At 72.9% G+C, this 24,399-nt stretch carries 20 protein-coding genes, 1 tRNA gene and 1 other RNA gene; 12 read left to right on the top strand and 10 right to left on the bottom strand.

Annotated elements, in window-relative coordinates; translation table 11 throughout:
- Positions 1-41: 41 nt before the first annotated feature.
- A complete protein-coding gene (locus ACFWE1_RS03735; RefSeq protein WP_376932188.1) occupies positions 42-1,340 on the top strand; it encodes an MFS transporter in 1,299 nt (432 codons plus the stop codon).
- 48 nt (positions 1,341-1,388) lie between these two features.
- Entirely contained in the window at positions 1,389-2,819 is a 1,431-nt protein-coding gene (locus ACFWE1_RS03730; protein ID WP_376932187.1) for a M20/M25/M40 family metallo-hydrolase, read from the top strand.
- Between the two features lie 45 nt (positions 2,820-2,864).
- On the opposite strand, the gene ACFWE1_RS03725 is transcribed toward ACFWE1_RS03730, so the two are convergent.
- A complete protein-coding gene (locus tag ACFWE1_RS03725; protein ID WP_376932186.1) occupies positions 2,865-3,281 on the bottom strand; it encodes a GNAT family N-acetyltransferase in 417 nt (138 codons plus the stop codon).
- Positions 3,282-3,333: 52 nt separating this feature from the next.
- On the opposite strand from ACFWE1_RS03725, the gene ACFWE1_RS03720 reads away from it, so the two are divergent.
- Positions 3,334-3,939, top strand: coding sequence for a GrpB family protein (locus ACFWE1_RS03720; RefSeq protein WP_376932185.1), 606 nt, complete (start codon positions 3,334-3,336; stop codon positions 3,937-3,939).
- Positions 3,940-3,957: 18 nt separating this feature from the next.
- Here ACFWE1_RS03720 and ACFWE1_RS03715 read toward each other — a convergent pair whose 3' ends face one another.
- Positions 3,958-4,557: a TetR family transcriptional regulator gene (locus tag ACFWE1_RS03715; protein WP_376932184.1), complete on the bottom strand. Its 600-nt coding sequence runs from the start codon at positions 4,555-4,557 to the stop codon at positions 3,958-3,960.
- Between the two features lie 73 nt (positions 4,558-4,630).
- Between ACFWE1_RS03715 and ACFWE1_RS03710 the strand changes: the two genes are divergently transcribed.
- Positions 4,631-5,047: a VOC family protein gene (locus tag ACFWE1_RS03710; RefSeq protein ID WP_376932183.1), complete on the top strand. Its 417-nt coding sequence runs from the start codon at positions 4,631-4,633 to the stop codon at positions 5,045-5,047.
- Between the two features lie 14 nt (positions 5,048-5,061).
- On the opposite strand, the gene ACFWE1_RS03705 is transcribed toward ACFWE1_RS03710, so the two are convergent.
- The 3 genes from ACFWE1_RS03705 to ffs form a co-directional block, all read right to left on the bottom strand.
- Complete coding sequence (locus ACFWE1_RS03705) at positions 5,062-5,736, bottom strand: DNA alkylation repair protein (protein ID WP_376932182.1); 675 nt, start codon at positions 5,734-5,736, stop codon at positions 5,062-5,064.
- A gap of 194 nt (positions 5,737-5,930) precedes the next feature.
- Positions 5,931-6,018, bottom strand: a tRNA-Ser gene (locus ACFWE1_RS03700).
- An RNA gene (gene ffs, locus ACFWE1_RS03695) (signal recognition particle sRNA small type) lies at positions 6,016-6,112 on the bottom strand. Before ffs ends, ACFWE1_RS03700 begins: the two co-directional genes overlap by 3 nt.
- A 68-nt stretch (positions 6,113-6,180) precedes the next feature.
- Here ffs and pta point away from each other — a divergent pair.
- From pta to ACFWE1_RS03675, 4 genes are all read left to right on the top strand, one after another.
- Entirely contained in the window at positions 6,181-8,367 is a 2,187-nt protein-coding gene (gene pta / locus ACFWE1_RS03690; RefSeq protein WP_376932181.1) for a phosphate acetyltransferase, read from the top strand.
- Entirely contained in the window at positions 8,364-9,587 is a 1,224-nt protein-coding gene (locus ACFWE1_RS03685; RefSeq protein WP_376932180.1) for an acetate/propionate family kinase, read from the top strand. Before pta ends, ACFWE1_RS03685 begins: the two co-directional genes overlap by 4 nt.
- Positions 9,588-9,707: 120 nt before the next feature.
- Entirely contained in the window at positions 9,708-10,301 is a 594-nt protein-coding gene (locus tag ACFWE1_RS03680; RefSeq protein ID WP_376932179.1) for an ArsR/SmtB family transcription factor, read from the top strand.
- Complete coding sequence (locus tag ACFWE1_RS03675; protein WP_376932178.1) at positions 10,298-11,620, top strand: MFS transporter; 1,323 nt, start codon at positions 10,298-10,300, stop codon at positions 11,618-11,620. The genes ACFWE1_RS03680 and ACFWE1_RS03675 overlap by 4 nt, the downstream gene beginning before the upstream one ends.
- 4 nt (positions 11,621-11,624) lie before the next feature.
- Here ACFWE1_RS03675 and ACFWE1_RS03670 read toward each other — a convergent pair whose 3' ends face one another.
- The 4 genes from ACFWE1_RS03670 to ACFWE1_RS03655 are packed head-to-tail and all read right to left on the bottom strand — an operon-like array spanning position 11,625 to position 14,595.
- A complete protein-coding gene (locus ACFWE1_RS03670; protein ID WP_376932177.1) occupies positions 11,625-12,128 on the bottom strand; it encodes a hypothetical protein in 504 nt (167 codons plus the stop codon).
- Complete coding sequence (locus tag ACFWE1_RS03665; protein WP_376932176.1) at positions 12,125-13,357, bottom strand: signal peptidase I; 1,233 nt, start codon at positions 13,355-13,357, stop codon at positions 12,125-12,127. The genes ACFWE1_RS03670 and ACFWE1_RS03665 overlap by 4 nt, the downstream gene beginning before the upstream one ends.
- 46 nt (positions 13,358-13,403) lie before the next feature.
- Positions 13,404-14,024, bottom strand: coding sequence for a SipW-dependent-type signal peptide-containing protein (locus tag ACFWE1_RS03660; RefSeq protein WP_376932175.1), 621 nt, complete (start codon positions 14,022-14,024; stop codon positions 13,404-13,406).
- A 7-nt stretch (positions 14,025-14,031) separates the two neighbouring features.
- Positions 14,032-14,595: a SipW-dependent-type signal peptide-containing protein gene (locus ACFWE1_RS03655; protein WP_376932174.1), complete on the bottom strand. Its 564-nt coding sequence runs from the start codon at positions 14,593-14,595 to the stop codon at positions 14,032-14,034.
- Between the two features lie 537 nt (positions 14,596-15,132).
- Here ACFWE1_RS03655 and ACFWE1_RS03650 point away from each other — a divergent pair.
- Positions 15,133-20,379 carry an IPT/TIG domain-containing protein gene (locus ACFWE1_RS03650; RefSeq protein ID WP_376932173.1) on the top strand — a complete coding sequence of 1,749 codons (5,247 nt, stop codon included), beginning with the start codon at positions 15,133-15,135 and terminating at the stop codon, positions 20,377-20,379.
- Between the two features lie 84 nt (positions 20,380-20,463).
- On the opposite strand, the gene ACFWE1_RS03645 is transcribed toward ACFWE1_RS03650, so the two are convergent.
- On the bottom strand, positions 20,464-20,835 hold the full coding sequence (locus ACFWE1_RS03645) for a TraR/DksA family transcriptional regulator (protein ID WP_376932172.1): 372 nt from the start codon (positions 20,833-20,835) through the stop codon (positions 20,464-20,466).
- Positions 20,836-20,945: 110 nt separating this feature from the next.
- On the opposite strand from ACFWE1_RS03645, the gene ACFWE1_RS03640 reads away from it, so the two are divergent.
- Genes ACFWE1_RS03640 through ACFWE1_RS03630 form a run of 3 tightly spaced genes read left to right on the top strand, consistent with a single transcriptional unit; the run spans position 20,946 to position 24,361 of the window.
- Positions 20,946-23,348, top strand: a complete 2,403-nt coding sequence (locus tag ACFWE1_RS03640) for a DNA polymerase III subunit gamma and tau (protein WP_376932171.1) — start codon at positions 20,946-20,948, stop codon at positions 23,346-23,348.
- A gap of 3 nt (positions 23,349-23,351) precedes the next feature.
- On the top strand, positions 23,352-23,948 hold the full coding sequence (recR, locus tag ACFWE1_RS03635) for a recombination mediator RecR (protein ID WP_376932170.1): 597 nt from the start codon (positions 23,352-23,354) through the stop codon (positions 23,946-23,948).
- A 20-nt stretch (positions 23,949-23,968) separates the two neighbouring features.
- Positions 23,969-24,361, top strand: coding sequence for a YybH family protein (locus tag ACFWE1_RS03630; RefSeq protein ID WP_376932169.1), 393 nt, complete (start codon positions 23,969-23,971; stop codon positions 24,359-24,361).
- Positions 24,362-24,399 lie beyond the last annotated feature (38 nt).

Genomic DNA, 24,399 nt, shown 5'->3' with positions numbered 1-24,399 from the left:
CCCCCGATTCACCCCGAACCCAGCAGTGACGAGGAGGTCACATGAGTCAGACGAGCCAGCAGCACCCGCCGGCGACCCGCCACCGGATGCCGATCAGAACCATCGCCGCGGCGAGCATCGGCAACGCGGTCGAGTGGTTCGACTGGACGATCTACGCGACGTTCGCCGTCTTCTTCGCCACGCAGATGTTCCCGGGCGATGCGACGGGCGCGCTGCTGTCGACGTTCCTCATCTACGCGGTCGCGTTCTTCTTCCGCCCGCTCGGCGGCATCCTGATCGGCCGCTTCGCCGACCTCCGGGGTCGTAAGAGCGGCATGCTGCTCACGATCACCCTGATGGCGGTGGGCTCGCTGCTCATCGCCGTGCTGCCCACGTTCGAGACCGTCGGCTGGCTCGCGCCCGCGCTGCTGTTCCTGGCGCGGATCGCGCAGGCGCTGTCGCTCGGGGGCGAGGTGTCGAACGCCGCCTCCTACCTCGCGGAGATCGCGCCACCCGAGCGGTGCGGCCGGTACTCGGCGTTCTTCTACATCTCCACCGGCAGCATGGTGCTCCTCGCCTCGCTGCTCGGCGCGTTCATGACGACGACGCTGAGCGAGCAGGCGCTCGCCGACTGGGGGTGGCGCATCCCGTTCCTCGTCGGAGCGCTGCTCGGGTTCATCGGGCTCTGGCTGCGTCGGAGCCTGCGCGAGTCGGCCCACTACGAGTCGCACAAGGACGCGGCCAGGGCGGTGCGGCATCCGCTCCTGACCACGCTCCGCCAGTACCCGCGCTCGGTGCTCATCATCGTCGCTCTGACCATGATCGGCACGCTCGCGTACTACACGAACTTCTCGGCGCTCACCCCGTACGTCATCAACTTCTTCGACGCCGACAAGGCCCAGGTGTTCTGGGCGCTCTCGATCGCGACGGCGCTCTTCGTGGCGCTGCAGTACCCCATCGGCGCGCTCTCCGACCGGATCGGTCGCAAGCCCCCGCTGCTCGTGATGACCGGCGGGTACGCCCTGCTCACCGTGCCGCTCTCGCTGCTGGTCGAGGCACCCGGGTTCTGGAGCATGCTCTTCGTCTTCGGGGTGCTGCTCACCCTGTACGCCGGCCACGCCGCGCTGAACCCGGCGTTCATGTCCGAGCTGTTCCCGACGAAGGTGCGTGCCGTGGGCATCGGCTCCTGGTACAACCTCACCGTCGCGACGTTCGGCGGCACCGCGGGCCTCGTGATGACCTGGCTCGGCGGCGAGGGGCTCGGTCAGCTCTTCTTCTGGTACGTCGCGATCGCCGGGGCGCTCGCCTTCCTCGTCGTCGCTTTCGTCATGCCCGAGACCCGGGGCGTCCCCCTCGACTAGCCCCCTCAGTGGCGCACGCAGCGCCGGACGATCGAAACGGAGCCAACCATGCAGAGCACGCGAGCGCAGGCCGTGGCCGATGCGCAGCACAGCATCGAGAGCGGCGAGCTCGAGCACATCCTGAAGCGCCGCATCGCCCACCGGACGCAGAGTCAGGCGCCGGGCAACCGGGCCGCCCAGCAGCGGTACTTCCTCGAGGACGTGGGCCCCGAACTCACCGAGCTGGGCTTCGTCGCGATGGTGCTCGAGAACGTGGTCTCCGCGGACCATCCGCTCTTCGTCGCTCGCAGGATCGAGGACGAGTCGTTGCCGACGCTGCTGCTGTACGGGCACTCCGACGTGCAGTTCGCCCACGAGGCCAATTGGAGCGAGGGGCTGCACCCGTGGGAGCTGACCCGCGCCGGTGAGCGGCTCTACGGGCGCGGCACCGCCGACAACAAGGGCCAGCACACGGTGAACCTCCTCGCCCTGCGCTCGGTGCTGCGGAGCCGACCCGTGCTCGGGTACAACGTGACGGTCCTGCTCGAATCGGGGGAGGAGACCGGTTCCATCGGGCTCGAGGAGACGGTGGCCGCGAACCGCGAGTTGCTGGCGGCGGACCTGTTCATCGGATCCGACGGGCCGCGCTATACGCGCACGGACCCGACGGTCTTCCTCGGCTCGCGCGGCTGCGCGGCGTTCGTGCTCGAGTGCGACCTGCGCGAAGAGGACGCGCACTCCGGCAACTGGGGCGGGCGGCTGCGGAATCCCGCGACGATGATCGCGGCGGCCATCTCCGCCCTCGTCGACGGGCGCGGCGTCATCCAGGTGCCGGAACTGCTGCCCGCGGGGGAGATCCCCGCCGCCGTGCGCGAGGCGATCGCCGCGCTGCCGCCGAGCCAGGCGCTCGCCGATCCGGGCTGGGGCGCACCCGGATTGACGCCGGACGAGCGGGTGTTCGCCTGGAATACGCTCGAGGTGATCGCGTTGGACGCCGGCCAGCCCGCGGCGCCTGTGAGCTCGATCCCAGGAGCGGCGTGGGCGCATCTGCATCTCCGCTACGTCACCGGCACCGACGTCGGGCGCGCGTTCCAGGCCATGCGGGCGAGGCTCGACGAGCTCGGGCTCGCGGACGTCAAGATCCTCGCGGGCAGCGACGTTCCGGCCTCCCGCCTTTCGCCCGACGCACCCGTCGTGCGCACCGTCGTGGAGTCCGTCGCGCGGACCACCGGGCGCACCCCCGCGGTACTGCCGAACATCGGCGGCACCATCCCGAACGCCGTGTTCGCCGAGACCCTCGGCCTGCCGACGCTCTGGATCCCGCACTCGTACCCGGACTCCGCGCAGCACGCGCCGGACGAGCACGCGCTGCTCCCTGTCCTGCAGGAGGGGCTCGCGATCATCGCCGGCGTGCTGTGGGACATCGCCGAGTCGCCGGAGAGCTGGATGCCCCGAGGCGGCGGGGGCGTGGATGACTCGTCGCTTCGCCGAATCGCCTGAACCGCGCGTCGGAGCACCTGAACCGCGTCGGATCGCCCGATGCGTTCAGGCGGCGCCGCGCACCATGTACTTCTGCGGCTCGGCGAGGCCGGTGAAGCCGTACTGCTCGTAGAGGCCGTGCGCGTCGGCGGTCGCGAGCAGCGTGCGCCGGAGGCCGAGCGCATCGAGGTCGGCGACCACCCCCGACATGAGGAGCTTGCCGATCCCGGTGCCCCGGGCCTCCGGGCTGACGAAGACGTCGCAGAGCCAGGCGAAGGTCGCGCCGTCCGTCACGACTCGGGCGTAGGCGAGCTGCGTGCCGTCCGCCTCGTCGTAGACGCCGTAGTTGCGCGATGCGTCGATCGCGGCGTCCTGCTTCTCCCGGCTGCGGCCCTTCGCCCAGTAGGAGAGCTCGCTGAGCCAGCGGTGCACGAGCTCGCGATCGAGGCGGTCGGTGGCGTTCGAGAAGACGTAGCTGGTCACGGGTCCAGCGTAAGGTGGTGGCTCCGCCGTTTCGCCGAACAGAGGAGCCCGGGTGCCCACGCCGCAGCAGATCGTCGACTTCACGGAGCCGCCGGCTCCCGAGGGGCGGTCCCCGTTCGTACGGCCGCAGCGCGTCGCGCCCGTCGAGGTCGTCGCATACGACGAGCGCTGGCCGGCGGTCGCGGCGGAGCTCGACGCGCGCATCCGCCGGGCGCTCGGCGCGCGGGCGATCCAGCTCGATCATGTCGGCTCCACCTCGGTGCCGGGGTTGCCGGCGAAGCCCGTCATCGACTTCGACCTCACCGTCGCCGACCCCGACCGCGAGGAGGCGTGGCTGCCGCAGCTCGAGGCCGCCGGGTTCGAGCTCACGGTGCGGGAGCCGTGGTGGCACGGCCATCGCTGCCTGTCCCTGGACTCGCCGCGCGCGAACCTGCACGTCTTCGGCCCCACGAGCCCCGAGCTGTACAAGCACCGGATCTTCCGCGACTGGTTGCGCGGCGACGCCGAGGACCGCGCTCGCTACGCCGAGGTGAAGTTCAGGGCGGCGCTGGCCGCGACGGAGGCGGGGGAGACGATCATGCAGTACAACGCCCGCAAGGCCGAGGTGATTCAGGAGATCTACCAGCGCGCCTTCCGAGCCGCCGGCCTGCTCGACTGAGCCTCGCCCGAGTCGCCGTCAGCGGTCGCCGGCGTTCGCCTGCGCGATCGCCGCGTCGACGAGGAGATCGAGGCTCCGACGCGCGGCAGCTCGGGCGGCGGCGTTGGCGGGATGCTCCGCCAGCCACAGGACCGCGTCGTTCATCGCCCCCGACAGCATCGCAGTGAGTGGGTCCAGCAGTGAACCCGTGATGCCGGCCGCCGCGAGCGCATCGCGAAGGTGCACGACCGAATGCTCGGCGTCGAGCCGGCGCCATTCGGCCCAGCCGATCACGGCGGGCGCGTCGACCAGCAGCGTGCGCACCGCTGCGGCATCGGTCACGGCATCGAGGAAGGCGAGGCAGCCCGCACGCAATTGCGCTGCGGCATCCGGTCCCGCCTGATCGGCGGACGCGACGACGGCGGAGGCGACCCGCTCCTGCAGGCGCGCGACCACCGCGGTGAAGAGCCCGCGCTTGCTGCCGTAGTGGTGGTAGACGGCGCCGCGCGTGACGCCGGCGGCGGCGGCGACGTCCTCGAGGGCGACGGCGGCGAAGCCGGACTCGGCGAACAGCACGGTCGCGGTCTCGACGATCGAGCGGGCCGTGCGGGCGGCGTCTTCGGCGGAGGCGCGAGGCATGGGGCTTCCCTTACGTACGTTGTGTATGTAAAACTGGAGTTAAACATTCTTAGTGTACGTAAAGGAGTGCGCCATGACCGTCACGAGCTGCTATCCGGTGCTGATGAGCGACGACGTCGTCGCCGCCGCCCGCTTCTACCGGGAGGAACTCGGCTTCGAGGTGACGTTCGAGAGCGACTGGTACGTGAGCCTCCGGCTCGGTGCGTGGGAGCTCGCGGTGCTCGACCGCACGCACGAGACGATCCCCGCCGGCTTCGGCGCGGCCGCCGCCGGGGTGCTGCTGAATCTGGAGGTCGACGACGTGGACGCCGTGCACGCCCGGCTCGTGGGGGAACGCGGCCTCGAACCGGTGCTCGCGCTCCGCGACGAGGAATTCGGCCAGCGGCACTTCATCGTCGCCGCCCCGGACGGCGTGCTGCTCGACGTCATCCAGCCGATCCCGCCGAGCGAGGAGTTCCTCGCGGCCTACGCCGCGGGCGCCGAGGGCTGAGCCGCGCGGCGCGCTCAGCCCGCCTGCTGCTCCCGGCGCACCATCTCGCCGATCCAGATCGGCGCGTAGGGCGAGGTGCAGTTCGGCGGGGTGGGGTAGTCCTTCAGCACCTCGAGGCGTTCGCCGATGTCGAGCGCCCGCGCCCGCAGCTCGGGGCGGCGGATGCCGATCGTGGCGAGGCAGGTGTTCATCTCCCACTGCAGGCGGTCCGGGGCATCCCGCATCTCCGCCTCGATCGTGTCGAGGAGGGCGGGAAGGTCGAGCACCTCTGGCCGCTTCGCCACGGCGTCGGAGGTGAGCGCCCAGCCCGCGCTCGCCACGATCGGGTCGGCGTCGGCGAGCCAGGCCTTCCGCAGCTCCTCGGCGTGCGGCCCCTTCTTCACGACGTAGTTCACGAGCCAGTCGTGCACCTTCGCCGCCCGGGCCTCGCGCAGCATCTCGTCGAGTTCGGCCGGCGTGAAGGCGCGTGGCTTCGAGATCAGGATGGCGACCAGGCGGGCGGCGGTGTCGCCGGTGGCCCAGAGTCGGAGCGCGAGCTCGTGGTCGGACTTCAGGCGCTTGGCCACGCCGCGGAGCTTCGTGAGGTTCACGCCGTGGTCGTCGCCGTGCCGGGCGTTCACCTCGCGCATGCGCGGATCCTCGAGTACCGCCAGTTCGGCGAGCACCTCGTCGACGGTGGAATCGGTCATCGGAGCCCTCCGTTCGTTCGCGACCAGCCTAGGCGCGGGAGGTGCGGCTGCATCCTGCACCAATGCACGAACGCCCGCCGGTCGGGGCGGGCGTTCGGTGGTGCTGGCGGAGGATGGGGGATTCGGGCTTCCCGGTGGTGCGTGCGTCACCAATGCACGAACGCCCGCCGGTCGGGGCGGGCGTTCGGTGGTGCTGGCGGAGGATGGGGGATTCGAACCCCCGAGGGCTTTCACCCAACACGCTTTCCAAGCGTGCGCCATAGGCCACTAGGCGAATCCTCCAAAGACCCCTCACGCACCCGCCAGAGCCCGGTTACCCTTGCTGCGTTTCCGCCCTGGGGGAGTTGGCCTGGATGGCGCCACGTGAGGAGCCTCGGACAGTCTACCCGAGCGAACGGCTCCCGATGAACGCGGGCTCTCAGCCTCGCGCAATAGGCTGGGTTCGTGGCGCACAGCATCTACATCTGCTCCGCCGAGGGGAACACGGGCAAGTCGACCGTCGCGCTCGGGACCCTCGACACACTCATCCACCGGGCGACCCGGGTCGGCGTGTTCCGTCCGGTCGCGCGTTCGACCGCGGAACGCGACTACGTGCTCGAGCTGCTGCTCGGCCACGACGGCGTCGTCGACCTCGCGTACGAAGACGCGATCGGCGTCGGCTACGACGACGTCCACGCCGACCCCGACGGCGCGCTCGCGACGATCGTGCAGCGCTTCAAGGCCATCGAGGCGCGCTGCGACACCGTCGTCATCCTCGGCTCCGACTACACCGACGTCGCGAGCCCGACGGAGCTCGCCTTCAACGCCCGCATCGCCGCGAATCTCGGCGCGCCGGTGCTGCTCGTGCTCGGCGGCCGCGCCGGGCTCCAGGGCGCCGACCGCATCGGGCACGCCGACCACGCCGTGGGCGATGAGGCGCGCACGGCGCCCGAGCTCGCGCAGCTCGCCGAGCTCGCGGTCGAGGAGCTCGAGCGGGAGCACGCGAGCCTCCTCGGCATCGTCGTGAACCGCGCCGACCCCGGCGAGCTCGACGCCATCGTCGCCGAGGTGCGCACCGCCGTGCAGCGCGGTCCGGGTCGGCACGGCCGGCCCGCGGCATCCGTCGCCGGCGAGGCGCCGACCGCGGTCTGGGCGATCCCCGAGGACCGCTACCTCGTCGCGCCCTCGATGCGCACCGTGATGGAGGCGGTCGGCGGCGAGCTCTACGTCGGCGATCCCGACCTGCTCGACCGCGAGGCGCTCGGCGTCGTCATCGCCGCGATGTCGATGGAGAATGTGCTCAACTGGCTCACCGAGGGCGCGGTCGTGATCGTGCCGGGCGACCGCAGCGAGGTACTGCTCGGCGTGCTCACCGCGCACTCCAGCCAGGCGTTCCCGTCGATCTCCGGCATCGTGCTGAACGGCGGCTTCCCGCTCTCGGAACAGGTCGAACGCCTCGTGCAGGGCCTGAAGGCCGGCCTGCCCATCATCCGCACGCCGATGTCGAGCTACGAGACGGCCCTCGCGATCACGCGCACCCGCGGCCGCCTCGCCGCCGAGTCGCAGCGCAAGCGCGACACCGCGCTCGCGCTGTTCGAGAAGCACATCGACGCCGAAGCCCTGCTCGAGCTCCTCGACGTCGCCCGCACCGACGTCGTCACCCCGCTCATGTTCGAGTACGGGCTGCTCGAACGGGCTCGCCGGGCGAAGAAGCACATCGTGCTGCCCGAGGGCTACGACGACCGCATCCTCCGCGCCGCCGCGACCCTCCTCGCGCGCGAGGTCGCGGAGCTCACGATCCTCGGCGAGGAGATCGAGATCCGCTCGCGGGCGATCGGGCTCGGCCTCGACATCTCCCGGGCGGCGGTGCTCTCGAACCACGACTTCGTCTACGTCACCCGCTTCGCGGAGGAGTACCAGCGCCGTCGCGCGCACAAGGGCGTCACGCTCGAGCAGGCGCGGGAGCGGGTGCAGGACGTCTCGTACTTCGGCACGATGATGGTCGAGCTCGGCATGGCCGACGGCATGGTGTCCGGCGCGGCGCACACGACGGCGCACACCATCCGGCCGTCCTTCGAGATCGTGAAGACGCGGCCGAACGTCGACATCGTGTCGAGCGTGTTCCTGATGGCGCTCGCCGACCGGGTGCTCGTCTACGGCGACTGCGCCATCGTGCCCGATCCGACGGCGGCCCAGCTCGCCGACATCGCGATCTCCTCGGCGCGCACGGCCGAGCAGTTCGGCATCGAGCCGCGGGTGGCGATGCTCTCGTACTCGACAGGCGGCTCGGGCGAAGGCGCCGACGTCGACAAGGTGCGCAAGGCCACCGAACTCGTGCGGTTGCGGGAGCCCGCGCTCGCCGTGGAGGGGCCCATCCAGTACGACGCGGCGGTCGATGCGGCGGTCGCGCGCACCAAGCTGCCCGAATCGGAGGTGGCCGGGCGGGCCACGGTCTTCGTGTTCCCCGACCTCAACACCGGCAACAACACCTACAAGGCGGTGCAGCGCTCGGCCGGCGCCGTCGCGATCGGCCCGGTGCTGCAGGGGCTCAACAAGCCGGTCAACGACCTCTCCCGCGGCGCCACGGTGCAGGACATCGTGAACACCGTGGCGATCACCGCGATCCAGGCGGCCGAGGGCGACGTGCGATGAGCGTCGTGCTCGTCTGCAACTCCGGTTCGTCCTCCTTCAAGTACCAGCTCATCGACGTCGCCCGCTCGGAGACGCTCGCGAGCGGCATCGTGGAGCGCATCGGGGCCGGCGTCGGACACGCCCAGCACCGGCACGGGGGCCCGGAGAACACGAGCCACGGCTCGAACTGGGACGGTGCGTTCGAGGTGCCGGACCACTTCGCGGCCTTCGCGGTGATGCTCGAGGGCTTCGCCGCGCACGGGCCGTCGCTCGAGGAGTTCCCGCCCGTCGCGATCGGGCACCGTGTGGTGCAGGGCGGGGCGCGCTTCTTCGAGCCGACCGTCATCACCGAGCTCGTGAAGATCAACATCGACGAGCTGTCGTCGCTCGCGCCGCTGCACAACCCGGCGAACCTCGCAGGCATCGAGGCGGCGCAGCGGGCCTTCCCGGACGTGCCGCACGTCGCGGTGTTCGATACCGCGTTCCACCAGACCATGCCGCCGGCCGCCTACAGCTACGCGATCGACCGCGAGGTGGCGGCCAAGTACCGCATCCGCCGCTACGGCTTCCACGGCACCTCGCACCGCTTCGTCTCGCGCGCGACCGCCGAGTTCCTCGGCCGGCCGCTCGAGGAGCTGCGCACCATCGTGCTGCATCTCGGCAACGGGGCCTCGGCCTGCGCCGTCTCGGGCGGACGCTCGGTCGAGACGAGCATGGGGATGACGCCGCTGGAGGGGCTCGTCATGGGCACGCGCTCGGGCGACCTCGATCCGGCGGTGCTGCTGCACCTGCAGCGGCGCGCCGGCTACTCGGTGGCCGAGGTCGACGAGCTGCTGAACCAGCGCAGCGGGGTGCTCGGCCTCGGCGGGCACGCCGACATGCGCGACCTCGTCGCCGCGGCCGAGGGCGGCGAGCAGGCGGCGGCGCTCGCGCTCGAGGTCTACGCGCACCGGGTGCGTTCCTACGTCGGGGCGTACGCCGCCCAGCTCGGCCGGGTCGACGCGATCGTCTTCACCGCCGGGGTCGGCGAGAACGCCGCACTCGTGCGGGAGTGGTGCCTCGCGGGGCTCGAGGGCTTCGGCGTCATCGTCGATCCCGGCCGCAACCGGGCTGCGGGGCGCGGTGCACGTCGCATCTCTGCCGACGATTCCCGCGTCGAGGTGCTCGTGGTGCCGACGAACGAGGAGCTCGAGATCGCCAGGCAGACGGCCGAGGTGGTCGCGCCAGGCCGCATCGGCTGAGCCTGCGCTGGTCCCGCGCCGGTCCAGCCGGTTCCGCGCCGGTCCAGCCGGTTCCGCGTTTGCGTCCCGAGTTCCACAAGAACCATTGCGCAACACTTCTTGTGGAACTAGGCTGCCGATATGAGTGATGAGAGCGCGGGCCGCGAACCGAGCCGCATCGAACTGCGCGACCTCGGCCGAATGCGGGCGCTCGCGAACCCCGTGCGCATGCAGGTGCTCGGGATGCTGCGACTCGACGGCCCCGCGACCGTGGGCGCGCTGGCCGAGCGTCTCGGCGAGGCGCCGGGCTCGGTGAGCTACCACCTGCAGACCCTCGCCAAGCACGGCTTCGTCGAGGAGGCGCCGGAACTCGCCCGCGACCGCCGGGAGCGGTGGTGGCGCGCCGCCCACGACTACACCAGCTGGAACCCGCTCGCCTTCCGCGACGACCCGGCGACGCGGGCCGGCCTCGACGAGTTCCGTCGCCAGGTGCTCGACGGCTATCACCGGGAGCTGCTCGACGCGCTCGCGGCCGAGCCGGGGCTCGAGACGGATTGGGTCGAGGCATCCGAGTCGGCCGACGCCGCCGCCCACCTCACCGCGCCGGAGCTCGCCGAGCTCTCGGCGGAGCTCGCCGCCGTGCGCGACCGCTGGTTCCGCCGCGGTCGCGAGCGCCGCGACGGAACCCGGCCCGTGCGCATCATCACCCACACCTTCGTGCGGAGCGAGCCGTGAGCGGGCCGGACCCGGCCGCGCTCGATGCGGTGGTCGACGCGCCCTCGCGGAGGCGACGAGCCCCGCTCTTCGCGACCTTCGCGGCCGCGCTCTTCTCGCTCGGCGGCAACGCGATCGCACTCGTCGCGATCCCGATCATCGCGCTGCAGCAGACCGGTTCTCCGCTCGCGGCCGGCGTCGTGGGCGTCTTCGCCACGGTGCCGCTCGTCATCGGCGGCGCATTCGGCGGTGTGCTCGTCGACCGTTTCGGCTACCGCGCGTCGAGCATCGTTGCCGATCTCGCGAGCGCCGTCACCGTGCTCGCCCTGCCGATCCTCCACGCGACGGTCGGCCTCGAATTCGGGGTGATGCTCGCGCTCGTCTTCCTCGGCGGGCTGCTCGACCCGCCCGGCGACACCGCGAAGACCGCGCTCACGCCGGATCTCGCCGCCCTCGCCGGGATGCCGATCGCGCGCGCCGCCGGCATCCAATCTGCCGTCCAGCGCACGGCGACGATGCTCGGCGCGGCCACCGCCGGTGCGCTCATCGCGTTCCTCGGGCCGATGCCGGCGCTGCTCGTCGACGCCGCCGGGTTCGTGATCTCGGCGGCGCTCGTGCTGCTGTTCGTGCCGCGGCGGCTGCGAGCGGGGGCCGGCGCGGCGGGGGAGTCGGGCGAGGCGAGTTCGGCCACCGAGGAGGACGGCACCGGCAGCCGCGGCTTCGTCGCCGGTCTGCGCTTCGTCGTGCGGTCGCCGCTGCTGCGCGCGATCGTGCTGCTCGTGACGCTGACGAACGCGATCGACGCGGCCGGGATGATGGTGCTGAAGCCGCTCTACGCGACGGAGGTGCTCGGCGATCCGGCGCTGCTCGGCTTCATGGTGGGCTGCTTCGCGGGCGGCGCGCTCCTCGGCTCGACGGTGTTCGCCGCGGTCGGCCATCGTTGGTCGGGGCGAGCGCTGTTCGCCGCCTGCTTCATGCTCGCCGGCACCGTGCCGTATGCGGCGATGGCGCTCGGCGCCCCCGCGCCGGTGCTCCTGCCCGTGCTCGCCGTCTCGGGCTTCGCCGCGGGCGCGATCAACCCGATGATCGCCACGGCGATGTACGGCCTGATCCCCGACGGCATGCGGGCGCGCGTCTTCGGCGTCACCACGGCGGGCGTCACCGCGACGATGCCGCTCGGCGCGTTCCTCGGCGGACTCGCCGCCGAGCAGCTGGGCGTCGTCGGCACGATGGCGGGCTGCGCCGCGCTCTACCTCGTGCTCGCGTCGAGCCCGCTCTACCTGCGGGCCTTCGGCGGGCTGCGCGCGGCGAACGCCCGAGCGGCGGCGGGCGACGCCTGAGCCCTCACGTGACCGTGCACGTGCCCGTGCCGATCAGCGCGGGCAGGCTCGCCGTGACGAGCCGCTGCGCGGAGGTCCAACCGGAGCGCTGCATCGAGACCGAGAGGTAGCCGGTGCCGCCCAGGGCGGCGTTCAGCAGGCCGCCCGTGTACGTCGTCGTGTACGAGCCGCCGCTCGGTCCGGTCGTGGTGAGCGTGCTGCCGAGCAGCACGACCTCGAGCAGCAGGGGGTTCGTCCCGGCCTTGTAGACGGCCTCGCCGATCGCGTATCCGGCGGGCAGCTGCCAGGTGATCGAGATGCGCGCGGAGCCCAGCACGTTCGAGGAGGTGCAGGCGGTCGCGAGGGCCGTCGGGGCCGGGATCGTCGCCGCCGTGACGGTGCCGATGCCGGCCTCGGCGTCGCTCCAGGCGGCCTCGGTCGGCCGCGCGGGGAAGGCCAGCAGCGCGAGCACGGCCACGGCGGCGAGTCCCACCGCCGCCCGGGACCGCGCCGCGCCGAGCCGGGTCACGACGGCCGCCCTCGTCGTCGACGCGCCTGCGCGCCGAGGAGGCTGAGCGCCGCCCCGAGCGCGAGGAGCCCGGCCGCCAGCAGCAGCCGGAGCTCGGGCGCGGCCCCGCTCGCCGCCAGCCCGCTCCCCGGGCTCGCCGCTCCGGGCCCGCCGTCGCTCCCGGTATCGAGCAGCTCCCCGAAGCCGTCCGCCTGCACCCGCCACTCGGCGCGGGCGCCCGCCACGGCGTCCTGCTCCGGCATCCGCACGTCGAAGCGAAGCCAGCCGCCCGGGTGACCCGGGACCTCGCCGAGGGCGAGACCGGTGAACGAGGCGTCGAGCCGGCGCTCGGACACGAGCTCGCGGCCGGGCGCGCAGCTGCCGTCGACGGGGGCGCCGTCGCAGGCGAGCACCCGCAGCAGCAGGGGCGTCGGCTGCGGCACCGCGACGTCGAGCCGGAGCTCGATCGTGCCGGTGGCGCGCGCGACCGTGGACGCGCCGAGGAGCAGCGTGGCGGACTGCCCGGGGGCGATCCGCGCGAGGGCGAGCGGATCGCCGATGATCGCGAGCCGAAGGAACTCGCCCTGCACCACCCGCTCGACCGGCGCCGCCTGCGCGGGCGCGCCGCCGAGCGCCGTGGCGGACGCGACCGCGAGCGCGGCGACGGCGCCGAGGGCCCCGATCCGTGCACGCGGGACCGAAGCCTCGGAACCTGGCGCGCCGGTGCGTCGTCGCGGTGGCCGGGGCGCCCGGGGGCCGCGCGGCCAGAACGCCCAGAGCACGAGTGCGGTGAGCCCGAGCGTGAGCCCGCCGAGCGCGACCGGCTGCTGGAGCGCCGTGATGACGCCCGCGACGCCCGGCACCGACCACAGCACGATCCGCACGGTGGCGACGTCGTACGGCGATGGATCGTCGACCGGATTCGCGTCGCCCCGCAGCGTGAGCGCCCGCCGCTCGCCGTCGCCGCTCGGCGAGGCGTCGATGCCGACGACGCGGTGCGTGACGGGCAGCCGGCCGTCGCGCTCGACGGTGACGACGTCGCCGAGCCGCACCTCGGCGACCGGGATCTCACGGACGAGCGCGGCCGAGCCGGCCGGAATCGTCGGGCTCATCGAGCCGGTCGCGAAGAGCATGATCGTGACGTTGAACGCGAGCGCGGCGACCACGAGGGCGATGCAGACCGCCCCCGCCGCGGCGAGCAGGAACAGCACCGCATCGCCCGCCGCGCGCCCGACCCGCCCGGCGCTCACGTCGTCCCCGTCATTCCTGCCCCCGTCCCCCGTCGAGGTCTGCGATTCACTGGTTCGAGGTGGCCGTGACCGTCCACTTCAATGTGCCGCTCTGCCCCTGGATCGTGCTCGGTGCGGTCGGTTTCATCCGCACCTGGAAGCAGAACCGCACGACGTTGCCCGCGGCCTTGGTGATCGCCGCGGACTTGCCGGCCGGCACGGCCGCCGTCGTGTCGGTGAAGGTGGCGTCGGTGTAGATCGTGGAGTCGCTGCACGCCGTGCCGGTGCCGGCCAGTACCGCGACCTTGTAGTCGAGCTGCGCCGTGAGCGTGCCTGCGCCGCCGGCCGCGATCGCCGTCAGCACGGCCTGGCCGTCGACGGTCGTCGCGGCGGTCGTCCGGACGTCGAGCCCGGCGGTCGCGGTCGCCGACGGCGAGAGCCCGGCGACGGCGAAGGTCAGCGTCGCCGGCGCGGCGTCGCTCGTCTGGGCGTAGCTCGACGACGCGGTGTCCTTCGCCTCGGAGACGAAGACGCTCGCGCTGAACCCGCCGGTGCCGACCTCGGCGTCGTTCCACGCGGCCAGGGTCGCGGTGGCGCCGACGCCGAGCACGAGCCCGGAGGCGAGGATGGCGAGGAGCCGACGGCGGGCGACGCCGTGCGGCCCGCGCCGGTTGCGGTGCCGCGGCACGATCGGCCTACGGGATCGGGGCCGCTGAGGTGCCGAGGAACTCCCACGTGATCGAGCCCGTCTGCGACTGGCCGAGCGCGCTGCTCGCGGTGACCGCGATGCAGTAGTTGCGCTGTTCGGTCAGCGAGGCGAGCGTGCCGATCGCGGCGGGCGTCGTCAGCGTGGGCGGGGTCGCGTTCGGCACGACCGAGGTGCCCGCCGCGAACGCCGTGGCGTCGCAGTCGGTTCCCGAGCCGACGTCGACGATGCCGTAGCTGACATTGGGTGCGATGGTCCCGGTGCCGCTCGAGGTGAGTGTGAGGTCGGCGCCGTAGTTCGATCCCGTGCCGAGCTTCAGCGAGAACAGGTGGTACACCGTCGCGTTCGGCGTCAGACGGTCGGCCCCGACGGCGAAGGTGAGTGCCGCGCCGGGCGCGGTCGGATGTTCGCTGAACGCGGTCCCGTCCGGACTTCCGACGAGTGAGAACGCTCCGGAGCCGAAGGCGCCGCTCGCGAACTCCCGATCCGTCCACGCGGCGAGCGTGATCGCCGCGCCGACGCCGAGCACCAGCCCTCCGGCCAGTATCGCCATGATCTTCCGGCGCCCCCGCGCCCCGTCCGCGCCGTCCGGCGGCTGCTCGGGCCCCCCAGCCCGAGCCGCCGCCGGAGCGGTCGCAACAGTGTCCTGATGCATGTTTCCCCCGATGTGCCGCATTCGCGACGGTTTCCCTTGCGCCGAAACGTACTCCTTCGCCAGTCGGACTGGTGTCCCCCTTTCGGAGGCCACGCGGTCCCGGGGTGGACGCCTCGCGCGGGGGTGCGCGTGGACGCGTGCGGAGGCGTGCGCGCGCCCGCGCGAGGGCGCCCGCGCGCGTGGAGATGAGCGATGCTCACCCCAATTCGGGGGGATGCCGAGGATTTTTCAGACAAGTCTTGAATCCGACTCAGCTCCTGTGGCAGCGTGTGCGCCATCGACCGCAGCGATCGACACGCTGGGTCGGAAGGCGACGAAGCCGAGGGGAACGGCTTCGCCCACGGGGGAGGGAAAATGTCGCGTCCGCGTACACGCATGTCCGGGTTCGGGAAGCTTCGACGGGGGGATGCCTCGTCAAGATCTGGGCGGGCGGGGGTGGTGCGCGGACTTGCCGCCGGCACCGTGGCCCTGCTCGTCGTCGGGGGCGGTGGCGCACTCGGTGCGCAGGCCGCGCCGGAGGATCCGTCCCAAGCCCTCGGCCAGTTCCTGGGAGCCGATCTGCTGCAACTGCAGGCGGCGGACCTGGCCTACGCCTACGCCTCCGATCCGGGCGGCCCGCCGAGTGAGGCCGACCCGTTCGATCTCGCGGTGCTGCAAGCCCTGGGGCTGCAGCTCGACCTCATCGGCAACGGGCTCGTGCAGGTGCCGCTGCTGACCGACGGCACGGGGCCCGGCCTGCTGAACCTCGGCGAGATCGGGGTCGTCAACAGCTACGCCGGCACCGCTTCCACGACCGACTCCGTCGCCGCGAGCGGCGCGGTCGCCGACGACGGCACGATCTCCGTGTCCGAGGACGCCGACCCCGCGGACTTCGGCAACGCGACGGTGAACCTGACCGATCTGCTCGACCAGCTCGGCGTCGCCGCCGTCACCGACGAGCTCATCGACGAGGCATCCCTGGAAGTCGGGGCTCTCGCCACCCGCGCCGCGAAGAACGGCGGCATCGGCATCACGAGCGACTACCGCGTCACCGACCTCGGCCTCGAGCTGTCGAGCCCCGCGGTCGCGGGCCTCGCGACCCAGCTGCGCGGCACGCTGAACACCGCGACCACCGAGCTCACCAGCGACCTCGAAGCGCTCGCCGGGCCGGGCGGTGCCGTGCAAGGCGTGGTCGACGCGATCGCCGACATCCAGCTCCTCGGGGTCGCGAACGTGAGTCTCGGCGACGCCACGATCGCCGTGACGCCGCCGAACCTGAGCCAGCTCGTGGACCAGCTCCTCGGCGGGCCCAACGCGATCCTGTACAGCGACGACGGGGCCGTCTCGGTGAACCTCACCGACGGCACGATCTCGGTCGACCTCGCCGAACTGGTCAACCCTGGCGGGCCGAATCTGAACGGGCTGCCCCCGAACACCAGCGTGCTCACGCCCGAGGTCATCGGGATGATCACCGACGGCGTCAATCAGGCCCTCGGCAAGCTCGTCGGTCACCTCACCGGCGGCCTCGACGCGCTGCTCGAATCGACCCAGATCTCGCTCAACGTCGGGCTCAGCGTCGTCGCCCTGCCCGCCCTCGGCGGCCTGCAGCTCGTGAACGCGCCGATCATCATCAACGGCACGCTCACGCAGTTCCTGAACGGCACCGCCACCGCCGACCTGTCCCAGCTGCAGCTGCTGCCGGGCGTGCCCACCTGCCTCGGCGTCGAGGTCGGCGGGATCTGCACGGGCGTCGACATCAACACGCTGCTCGCCTCGGTGCTCACCACCGTGACGAACACGATCGTGCCGACCATCCTCGCCGGGGTCGTCGCCCCGATCCAGACGCTGCTCACCAGCACGAGCGGGGAGATCACGACGGCGCTCGACGGGGTCGTCGACGCGGTGCTCACGCTCCTCGAGCCCGCCCTCGACGGGCTGCTCGCGAACCTCGTCGTCATCCGCATCAACGAACAACCCACCGAGGCCCCGCTGAACGAATCCGGCGGCGACCTCGGGCCGGGCTCGTTCACCGTGCGAGCGCTCAGCGTCACGCTGCTGCCGAACGTCGCGGACTCGGATCTCGCCAAGCTCGACCTCGCCTCCTCGACCGTGCTGGCCGCGGCCCTGCCGCCGGTCATCACGACCCTCTCGCCGAACCAGGGGCCAGAGGGCGGCGGCACGCTCGTGACGATCACGGGCACCGACCTCGCCGATGCCAGCCAGATCACCGTGGACGGCGCATCCGTGCCCTTCACGCAGCTGAGCGGCACCCAGGTGACGTTCACCACCGCGGCGCACGCGCCCGGTCCGGTGAACGTGACGATCACGACGCCGGGCGGCACGAGCAATGCACTGCCGTTCACGTTCATCCCGGCGCCGGAGATCACCTCCCTCGCACCGGATTCCGGCCCCACCGCGGGCGGTACGCCCGTGACGATCACGGGCACCGACCTCGGCGGCGCCACTGACGTCTCGGTGGACGGGACGTCCGTCGCCTTCAGCCAGGTCAGCGGCACCGAGGTGACGTTCACGACCGCACCGCACGCCGCGGGACCGGTCGACGTGACGATCACGACGCCGGGCGGCACGAGCGCCCCGATGACGTTCACCTACGTGCCGGCACCGACGATCACCTCGCTCGCGCCGAACCAGGGCCCGACCGCCGGCGGCACGCCCGTCACGATCACGGGCACCGACCTCGGGGATGCCAGTGAGGTGTCGGTGGACGGGGCATCCGTCGCCTTCACCCAGGTGAGCGGCACGCAGGTGACGTTCACGACCGCGCCGCACGCCGCGGGACCGGTCGACGTGACGATCACGACGCCGGGCGGCACGAGCGCCCCGATGACGTTTACCTACGTCCCGGCGCCCGTGATCACGACGCTGACCCCGGACGAGGGGCCGGCTTCCGGCGGCACGCCGGTCACGATCGATGGCACGGATCTCGCGGGTGCGACCGCGGTCACGGTCGACGGCGCGACGGTGCCCTTCACCCAGGTGAGCGGCACGCAGCTGAGCTTCACGACGCCGCCGCACGCGGCCGGACCGGTCGACGTGACCGTCACGACCCCGGGCGGCACGAGCGGCCCGCTCACCTTCACCTACCTGCCCGCGCCGCTCCTCACCGAGCTCGACCCGGACGCCGGGCCGACCGCGGGCGGTACGCCCGTGACGATCACGGGCAGTGACCTCGGGGATGCCAGTGAGGTGACGGTCGACGGGGTGCCGGTGGCGTTCACCGGCGTCACATCGAGCGAGATCACGATCGTGACCCCGCCGCACGCCGCCGGGCCGGTCGACGTCGTCGTGACGACTCCGACGGGCGTCAGCAACCCGCTCACGTTCACCTACTACGACGTGCCCGTGATCGCCTCGCTCACGCCCTCCGCCGGGCCGACGTCGGGGCTCACGCTCGTCACGGTCGACGGCACGAACCTCGCCGGTGCGACAGGGCTCACGGTGGACGGGGCCTCGGTGCCGTTCACCCAGGTGAGCGGGACGCAGCTCACCTTCCTCACCCCGGCGCACGCCGCGGGCCAGGTCGACGTGATCGTGACGACGCCGGGCGGGGCGAGCAACGCGATGCCCTTCACGTACGTGCCGGCGCCGGTGCTCACCGCGCTCGACCCCGACGAGGGGCCGACGGCCGGCGGCACGGTGGTGACGATCACGGGCACGGACCTCGCGGGTACCACGGAGGTGACGGTCGACGGCGCGTCGCTGCCCTTCTCGCAGGTGAGCGGCACCGAGGTGTCCTTCACGACCGAGCCGCACGCGGCCGGCACCGTGAACGTCGTCGTCACCACCACCGGCGGGCCGAGCAACGCGCTGCCGTTCACCTTCGTCCCGGCGCCGGCGATCACCTCGCTGGCCCCGGACGAGGGGCCGACGGCGGGCGGCACGCTCGTGACGATCACGGGCACCGCGCTCGCCGGCGCCACCGAGGTCTCGGTCGACGGCGCCTCGCTCGCCTTCACCCAGCTGAGCGGCACGCAGGTGACGTTCACCACGGCGGCGCACGCCGCCGGCCCGGTGGACGTGACCGTCACGACCGCGGGCGGTGAGAGCGCCCCGATGACGTTCACCTTCGTCCCGGCGCCCGCGATCACCTCGCTGGCTCCGGACGAGGGGCCGACGGCGGGCGGCACGCTCGTCACGATCACCGGCACGGACCTCGCGGGGGCGAGCGAAGTGTCGGTGGACGGGACGTCCGTGGACTTCACCCAGGTGAGCGGCACCGAGGTGACGTTCACGACCGAGCCGCACGCGGCCGGGACGGTGGACGTCACGATCACGACGGCGGGCGGGGAGAGCGACGGGATGCCGTTCACCTTCGTCCCGGCGCCGGCGATCACCTCGCTCGCGCCCGATCACGGCCCGACCACCGGCGGCACGCCCGTGACCATCACGGGCACCGACCTCGCGGGGGCGACCGAGGTCGCCGTCGACGGGGCATCCCTGCCCTTCACCCAGGTGAGCGGGACCGAGGTGACCTTCACGACGGCCGCGCACGCCGCCGGGCCCGCCGACGTCACGATCACGACGGCCGGCGGCGAGAGCGAAGCGATGACGTTCACCTTCGTCCCCCCGCTCGGCCTCGCCGCGCTCAGCCCCGACCACGGGCCGGAGACCGGCGGGACCACGGTGACGATCTCGGGGGCGGGCCTCGACTCCACGACCGGGGTCACGGTCGACGGCGAGTCGGTGCCGTTCACGATCGAGGACGACGGCACGGTGACGTTCGTCACCCCGCCGCACGCCCCCGGGCTGGTGGAGGTCGTGGTGACCAACCCGCTCGGCTCCGAGTCGCTGCCGTTCACCTACAACCCGGTCACGACGGTCGACGAGGTCGACCCGCCGACCGGGCCCGAGGCGGGCGGCACCGAGGTGACGATCACCGGCTCCTGCTTCACCGGAGCGACGGACGTGCGGTTCGGCGGGACCTCGGCCACGAGCTTCACCGTGGTGAGCGACACCGAGATCACGGCCGTGGTGCCCGCCGGCACCGGCGTCGTCGACGTGAGCGTCGTCGGCGTCGGGGACTGCGGCACCGGCACGCTGCCCGACGGCTACAGCTACCTGCCGCCGGTGAACGCGCTCGCGCTCATGCCCGACCGCGGCCCGGCGAGCGGCGGAACGGCCGTGCAGGTGACCGGAACGGGCCTCGGCGGCGCGACCGAGCTGCTGCTCGACGGCGAGTCGGTGCCGTTCACCCAGGTGAGCGACAGCCGGGTCGACTTCGTGACCCCGCCGCACGCCGTCGGTCCCGTCGAGGTGACGGTCACCGCGGCCGGCGGCACGAGCGAGCCGCTGACGTACACCTACACGCCGGCCGGCATCGACACGGTGACCCCGCCCGGCGGACCGTCGACCGGCGGCACCGAGGTGACGATCAGTGGGCAGTGCTTCACCGGCGCGACCGCCGTGAAGTTCGGCTCCAAGCCCGCGAGCTCGTTCCGGGTGGTCGACGACCGCACGATCGTCGCCGTCGCCCCGGCCGGAACCGGCGTCGTCGACGTCACCGTGGTCGGCAGCGCCGACTGCGGCACGGCGACGCTCGCGAAGGCCTACACGTACCGATCGGGCGCGATGGCCTCCACCGGGTTCGACGCCGCCCCCGCGGTGCTCGGCGGGGTGGCGGCGCTGATCGCCGGGTTCGGTGCGCTCCTGGTGGCGCTCCGAGGCAAGCGGCGCCGCGCCTAGCAGGAGCGGGATCGGGGGTCGGTGCCGCGGCGCCGGCCCCCGCTCTCATGCCCGGGCAGGGGCGCAAGGCCGTGCCGGTGTCGCTCAGCCGGCCAGCCGGGCGCAGTCGATGCAGAGGGTGGCCGTGGGCCGCGCCTCGAGGCGCGCGACCGCGATCGGCTTGCCGCAGTTCGTGCAGACGCCGTAGCTGCCGTCCGCAAGCCGGGCGAGGGCCCGGTCGACCTCGGCGAGCTCGACTTCCGCGTCGGCGAGCACGGCCGTCCGCTGCGACCACTCCTGCGTCATCGTCGGGCCCTCGGGGTCGTGCTCGTCGTCGGCCGACGCATCCGATCGCGCGCTGCGGACCTCGGCCATGCCCTCGCGATGCTCGGCGAGGCGGGCCTCGGCCTCGGTGCGCTCGGCCCGGAGCGCCTCCTCGATCTTCGCCAGCCGGGAGTCGCTGAAGTGCCTGGTCATCGTCGCCCCTCTCCGCCGGTCCGGCGATGGCATCCGGCGTCCTGGCATGGTACGCCCGCCGGATGCCTCGATGCGGGAGGCGTGTCGGCGGGGGTGGCTACGATTGTGTGGTGGTCACCGCCCTCTATCGCCGCTACCGGCCCGAGACCTTCGCCGAGATGATCGGCCAATCGCAGGTCACCGAGCCGTTGATGACCGCGCTGCGCACCGATCGCGTGAACCACGCCTACCTCTTCAGCGGCCCACGCGGCTGCGGCAAGACCACCTCGGCCCGTATCCTCGCCCGCTGCCTGAACTGCGCCGAGGGTCCCACCGACTCGCCGTGCGGGGTCTGCCCGAGCTGCGTCGAGCTCGCCCGTGGCGGCGGCGGTTCGCTCGATGTGGTCGAGATCGACGCGGCCAGCCACGGCGGCGTCGACGATGCGCGCGACCTGCGTGAGCGCGCCATCTTCGCCCCGGCGCGCGACCGCTTCAAGATCTTCATCATCGACGAGGCGCACATGGTGACCTCCGGCGGCTTCAACGCGCTGCTGAAGATCGTCGAAGAGCCGCCCGAGCACGTCAAGTTCGTCTTCGCGACCACCGAGCCCGAGAAGGTGCTCGGCACCATCCGCTCGCGCACTCACCACTACCCGTTCCGCCTCGTGCCGCCCGCGCCGATGCTCGAGTACGTGCAGCAGCTCTGCGCCGAAGAGGGCATCCAGGTCGAGCCCGGCGTGCTCGCCCTCGTCGTGCGGGCCGGCGGCGGTTCTCCGCGCGACACCCTGTCGCTCCTCGACCAGCTCATCGCCGGGTCTGAGGGCTCCACCATCGACTACGAGCGCGCCGTCGCGCTGCTGGGCTACACCCACGGCGCGTTGCTCGACGAGGTCATCGACGCGATCGGCGCCCGCGACTCCGCGGGGGCGTTCGCCGCCGCCGACCGCGTCGTGCAGACGGGGCAAGACCCGCGCCGTTTCGTCGAAGACCTGCTCGAGCGCCTGCGCGACCTCATCGTGGTCGCGGCGTCGTCGCCCGAGGCCGCCGCCGCGGTGCTCCGTGGGGTACCCGACGACGAGCTCGCGCGCATGGCCGTGCAGGCCCGTGCCTTCGGGCCGGCCGAGCTGTCGCGCGTCGCCGACCTCGTCAACCAGACGCTCACCGAGATGACCGGGGCCACCTCGCCCAGGCTGCACCTCGAGCTCATGCTCGCCCGCGTGCTCGTGCCGCCGGCCGCCGTGGGCGGCGCGCCTGTTGCCGCGTCTGCGCAAGCGGCCGCGCCCGCCGCAGCTCCTGCTACTGCTCCCGCCGCTGCTGCCGCCGCTGCTGCCGCCGCTGCTCCCGCTGCCTCTCCTGCTCCTGCTGCCTCTCCTGCTGCCGCTCCGAGGCGTGAGCCGGCTCGACCGGAGCCCGCGTCGCCCGCCGAGCCGGCCGCTGCGGCCGAGGCCTCTGCCGCCGCGTCGCCTGCCGCCGCGTCGTCCGCCGCTCCTGCGGCGACGGCACCCGCGCCCAAGCCGAGCGGCCCGATCTCGCTGCCGCAGTTCCGCGACGCGTGGCCCGAGGTGCTGTCGGTGCTGCAGAGCCGCAAGCGCACGGCCTGGATGGTCGCGTTCACCGCCAAGGTGCGCGACTACCGCGACGGCGACGTGCTTGTGCTCTCGTTCCCGAGCGTGCAAGACGTCGAGGGCTTCCGCGGAGGCCCGCCCGGGCAGAGCGTCGCCGAGTTGCTGCGCGAGGCCATCGAGCACGTGCTCGGCGTGCGCGTGAAGTACATCGCGAAGCCCGAGGCCGCGTTCGCGGGCGAACCGGCGCCGGCCGAGCGCCCGCCCGCCGCGGCGCCGGCCGAGCGGGCGCCCGCCACGGCGCCGGACGGTGCACGTCAGCCAGCCTCGTCCTCGCTGTCCGCGACGTCCACGACCGTCGCCGCTCCCGCGCCGAAGTCGGCCGCACGCCCGGCATCCGCTGTCGCAGCACCCGCAGGCACAGGGCCCGTCGACGCAGGGCCCGTCGACTCGGGTCCCGTCGATTCCTGGGCGACGGTGGCGATCCCGCGCGAAGAGCCCGCAACGGTCGAGCCCGCCCCGATCGGCGCCGTCGCGGCGTCGCTCCCCGCGCCCGCCGCGCGGCCGGCCGCGACCCCGGCGACGACGCGCGACGACGAGCCCCCGGCCCCCGACGACGCCGACGCGCCGCCGGAAGACCACGAGCCGCCGTTCGACCCGGGCCCCGAGCCCGAGCTCGACGCCACCCCGGTGCGTGAGGCGACCACGCCGAGCCAGCCGACCCCGCACCGCGCCGGCACCGAGCAGGCGGCCGCGTCGAGCGCGCCCGGGGCCCGGGCAGGCGAGGCGCCGCCCGCGCCCGCCGCCCAGCGCCCCTCCGCCGCGGCGCGCGGCGGGCGTGCCGGCGGTTCCTCCGGCGGCTTCCAGCGCTACGGCGAGGCCGTCGTCCGCGAGGTGCTCGGCGCGACGTTCCTCGAAGAGGTCGAGGCGCCGCCGCCCCCCGGCCGCGGCGGCTACGGGGAGCGTGGCTAGCCCGTGTACGAAGGCATCGTCCAAGAACTGATCGACGAGCTCGGCCGCCTGCCCGGCATCGGGCCGAAGTCGGCGCAGCGCATCGCGTTCCACATCGTGCAGACCGAGCACTTCGACGTCACCCGGCTCGCCGAGGTGCTGCTCGAAGTGCGCGACAAGGTGCGGTTCTGCGACATCTGCGGCAACGTGTCCGAGCAGGCGACGTGCTCGATCTGCCGCGACCCGCGACGCGACGGCACCCTGATCTGCGTCGTCGAAGAGGCGAAGGACGTCGTCGCGATCGAGCGCACCCGGGAGTTCCGTGGGCTGTACCACGTGCTCGGCGGCGCGATCAGCCCGATCGACGGCATCGGCCCCGACGAGCTGCGCATCCGGCAGCTCATGCAGCGGCTCGCCGATGGCACCGTTCGCGAGGTCATCATCGCGACCGACCCGAACCTCGAGGGCGAGGCGACCGCGACCTACTTGAGCCGCTTGCTCACGACGCTCGAGATCCGGGTGACGCGCCTCGCCTCCGGACTCCCCGTCGGCGGCGACCTCGAGTACGCCGACGAGGTCACCCTGGGCCGCGCCTTCGAGGGCCGCCGCGTCGTGGGCTGAGCGTCGAAGGGGGACGAGAGATGAACGAACGAGCGGCAGGGGAGCGGACGGCGCCGAGCGATCGGCTGGCCGAATGGATGGCGGGCTACCTGCGCGCCTGGCGCGGCAACGACGCGGCAGACATCGGTGCGCTGTTCAGCGACGACGCGGTGTACCTGACCGCGCCCGACGCGGAACCGAGGCGCGGCCGCGAGGCGATCGTCGCGGGCTGGCTCGAGGACGCCGACGCGCCGGGGGAGTGGACGTTCGACTGGTGGGTGCTGCACGAAGGACCCGACATCGCGTTCGTGCAGGGGCGCACCGAGTACCCCGCGGAGCGCGACTACTTGAACCTCTGGGTCATCCGATTCGCCGACGACGGCCGGGCCGAGGAGTTCACCGAGTGGTACCTGGCGCGCCCGCACGAGGGGTGACGCGCCGGCGGTCGCGCCCCGGGGCCCGCCGCCCGCCG

The sequence above is a fragment of the Agromyces sp. NPDC060279 genome (assembly GCF_042726785.1).
GTDB lineage: Bacteria > Actinomycetota > Actinomycetes > Actinomycetales > Microbacteriaceae > Agromyces.
Note: the sequence above shows the minus strand (reverse complement) of the source record. Positions and strands in the feature narration are given on the sequence as shown.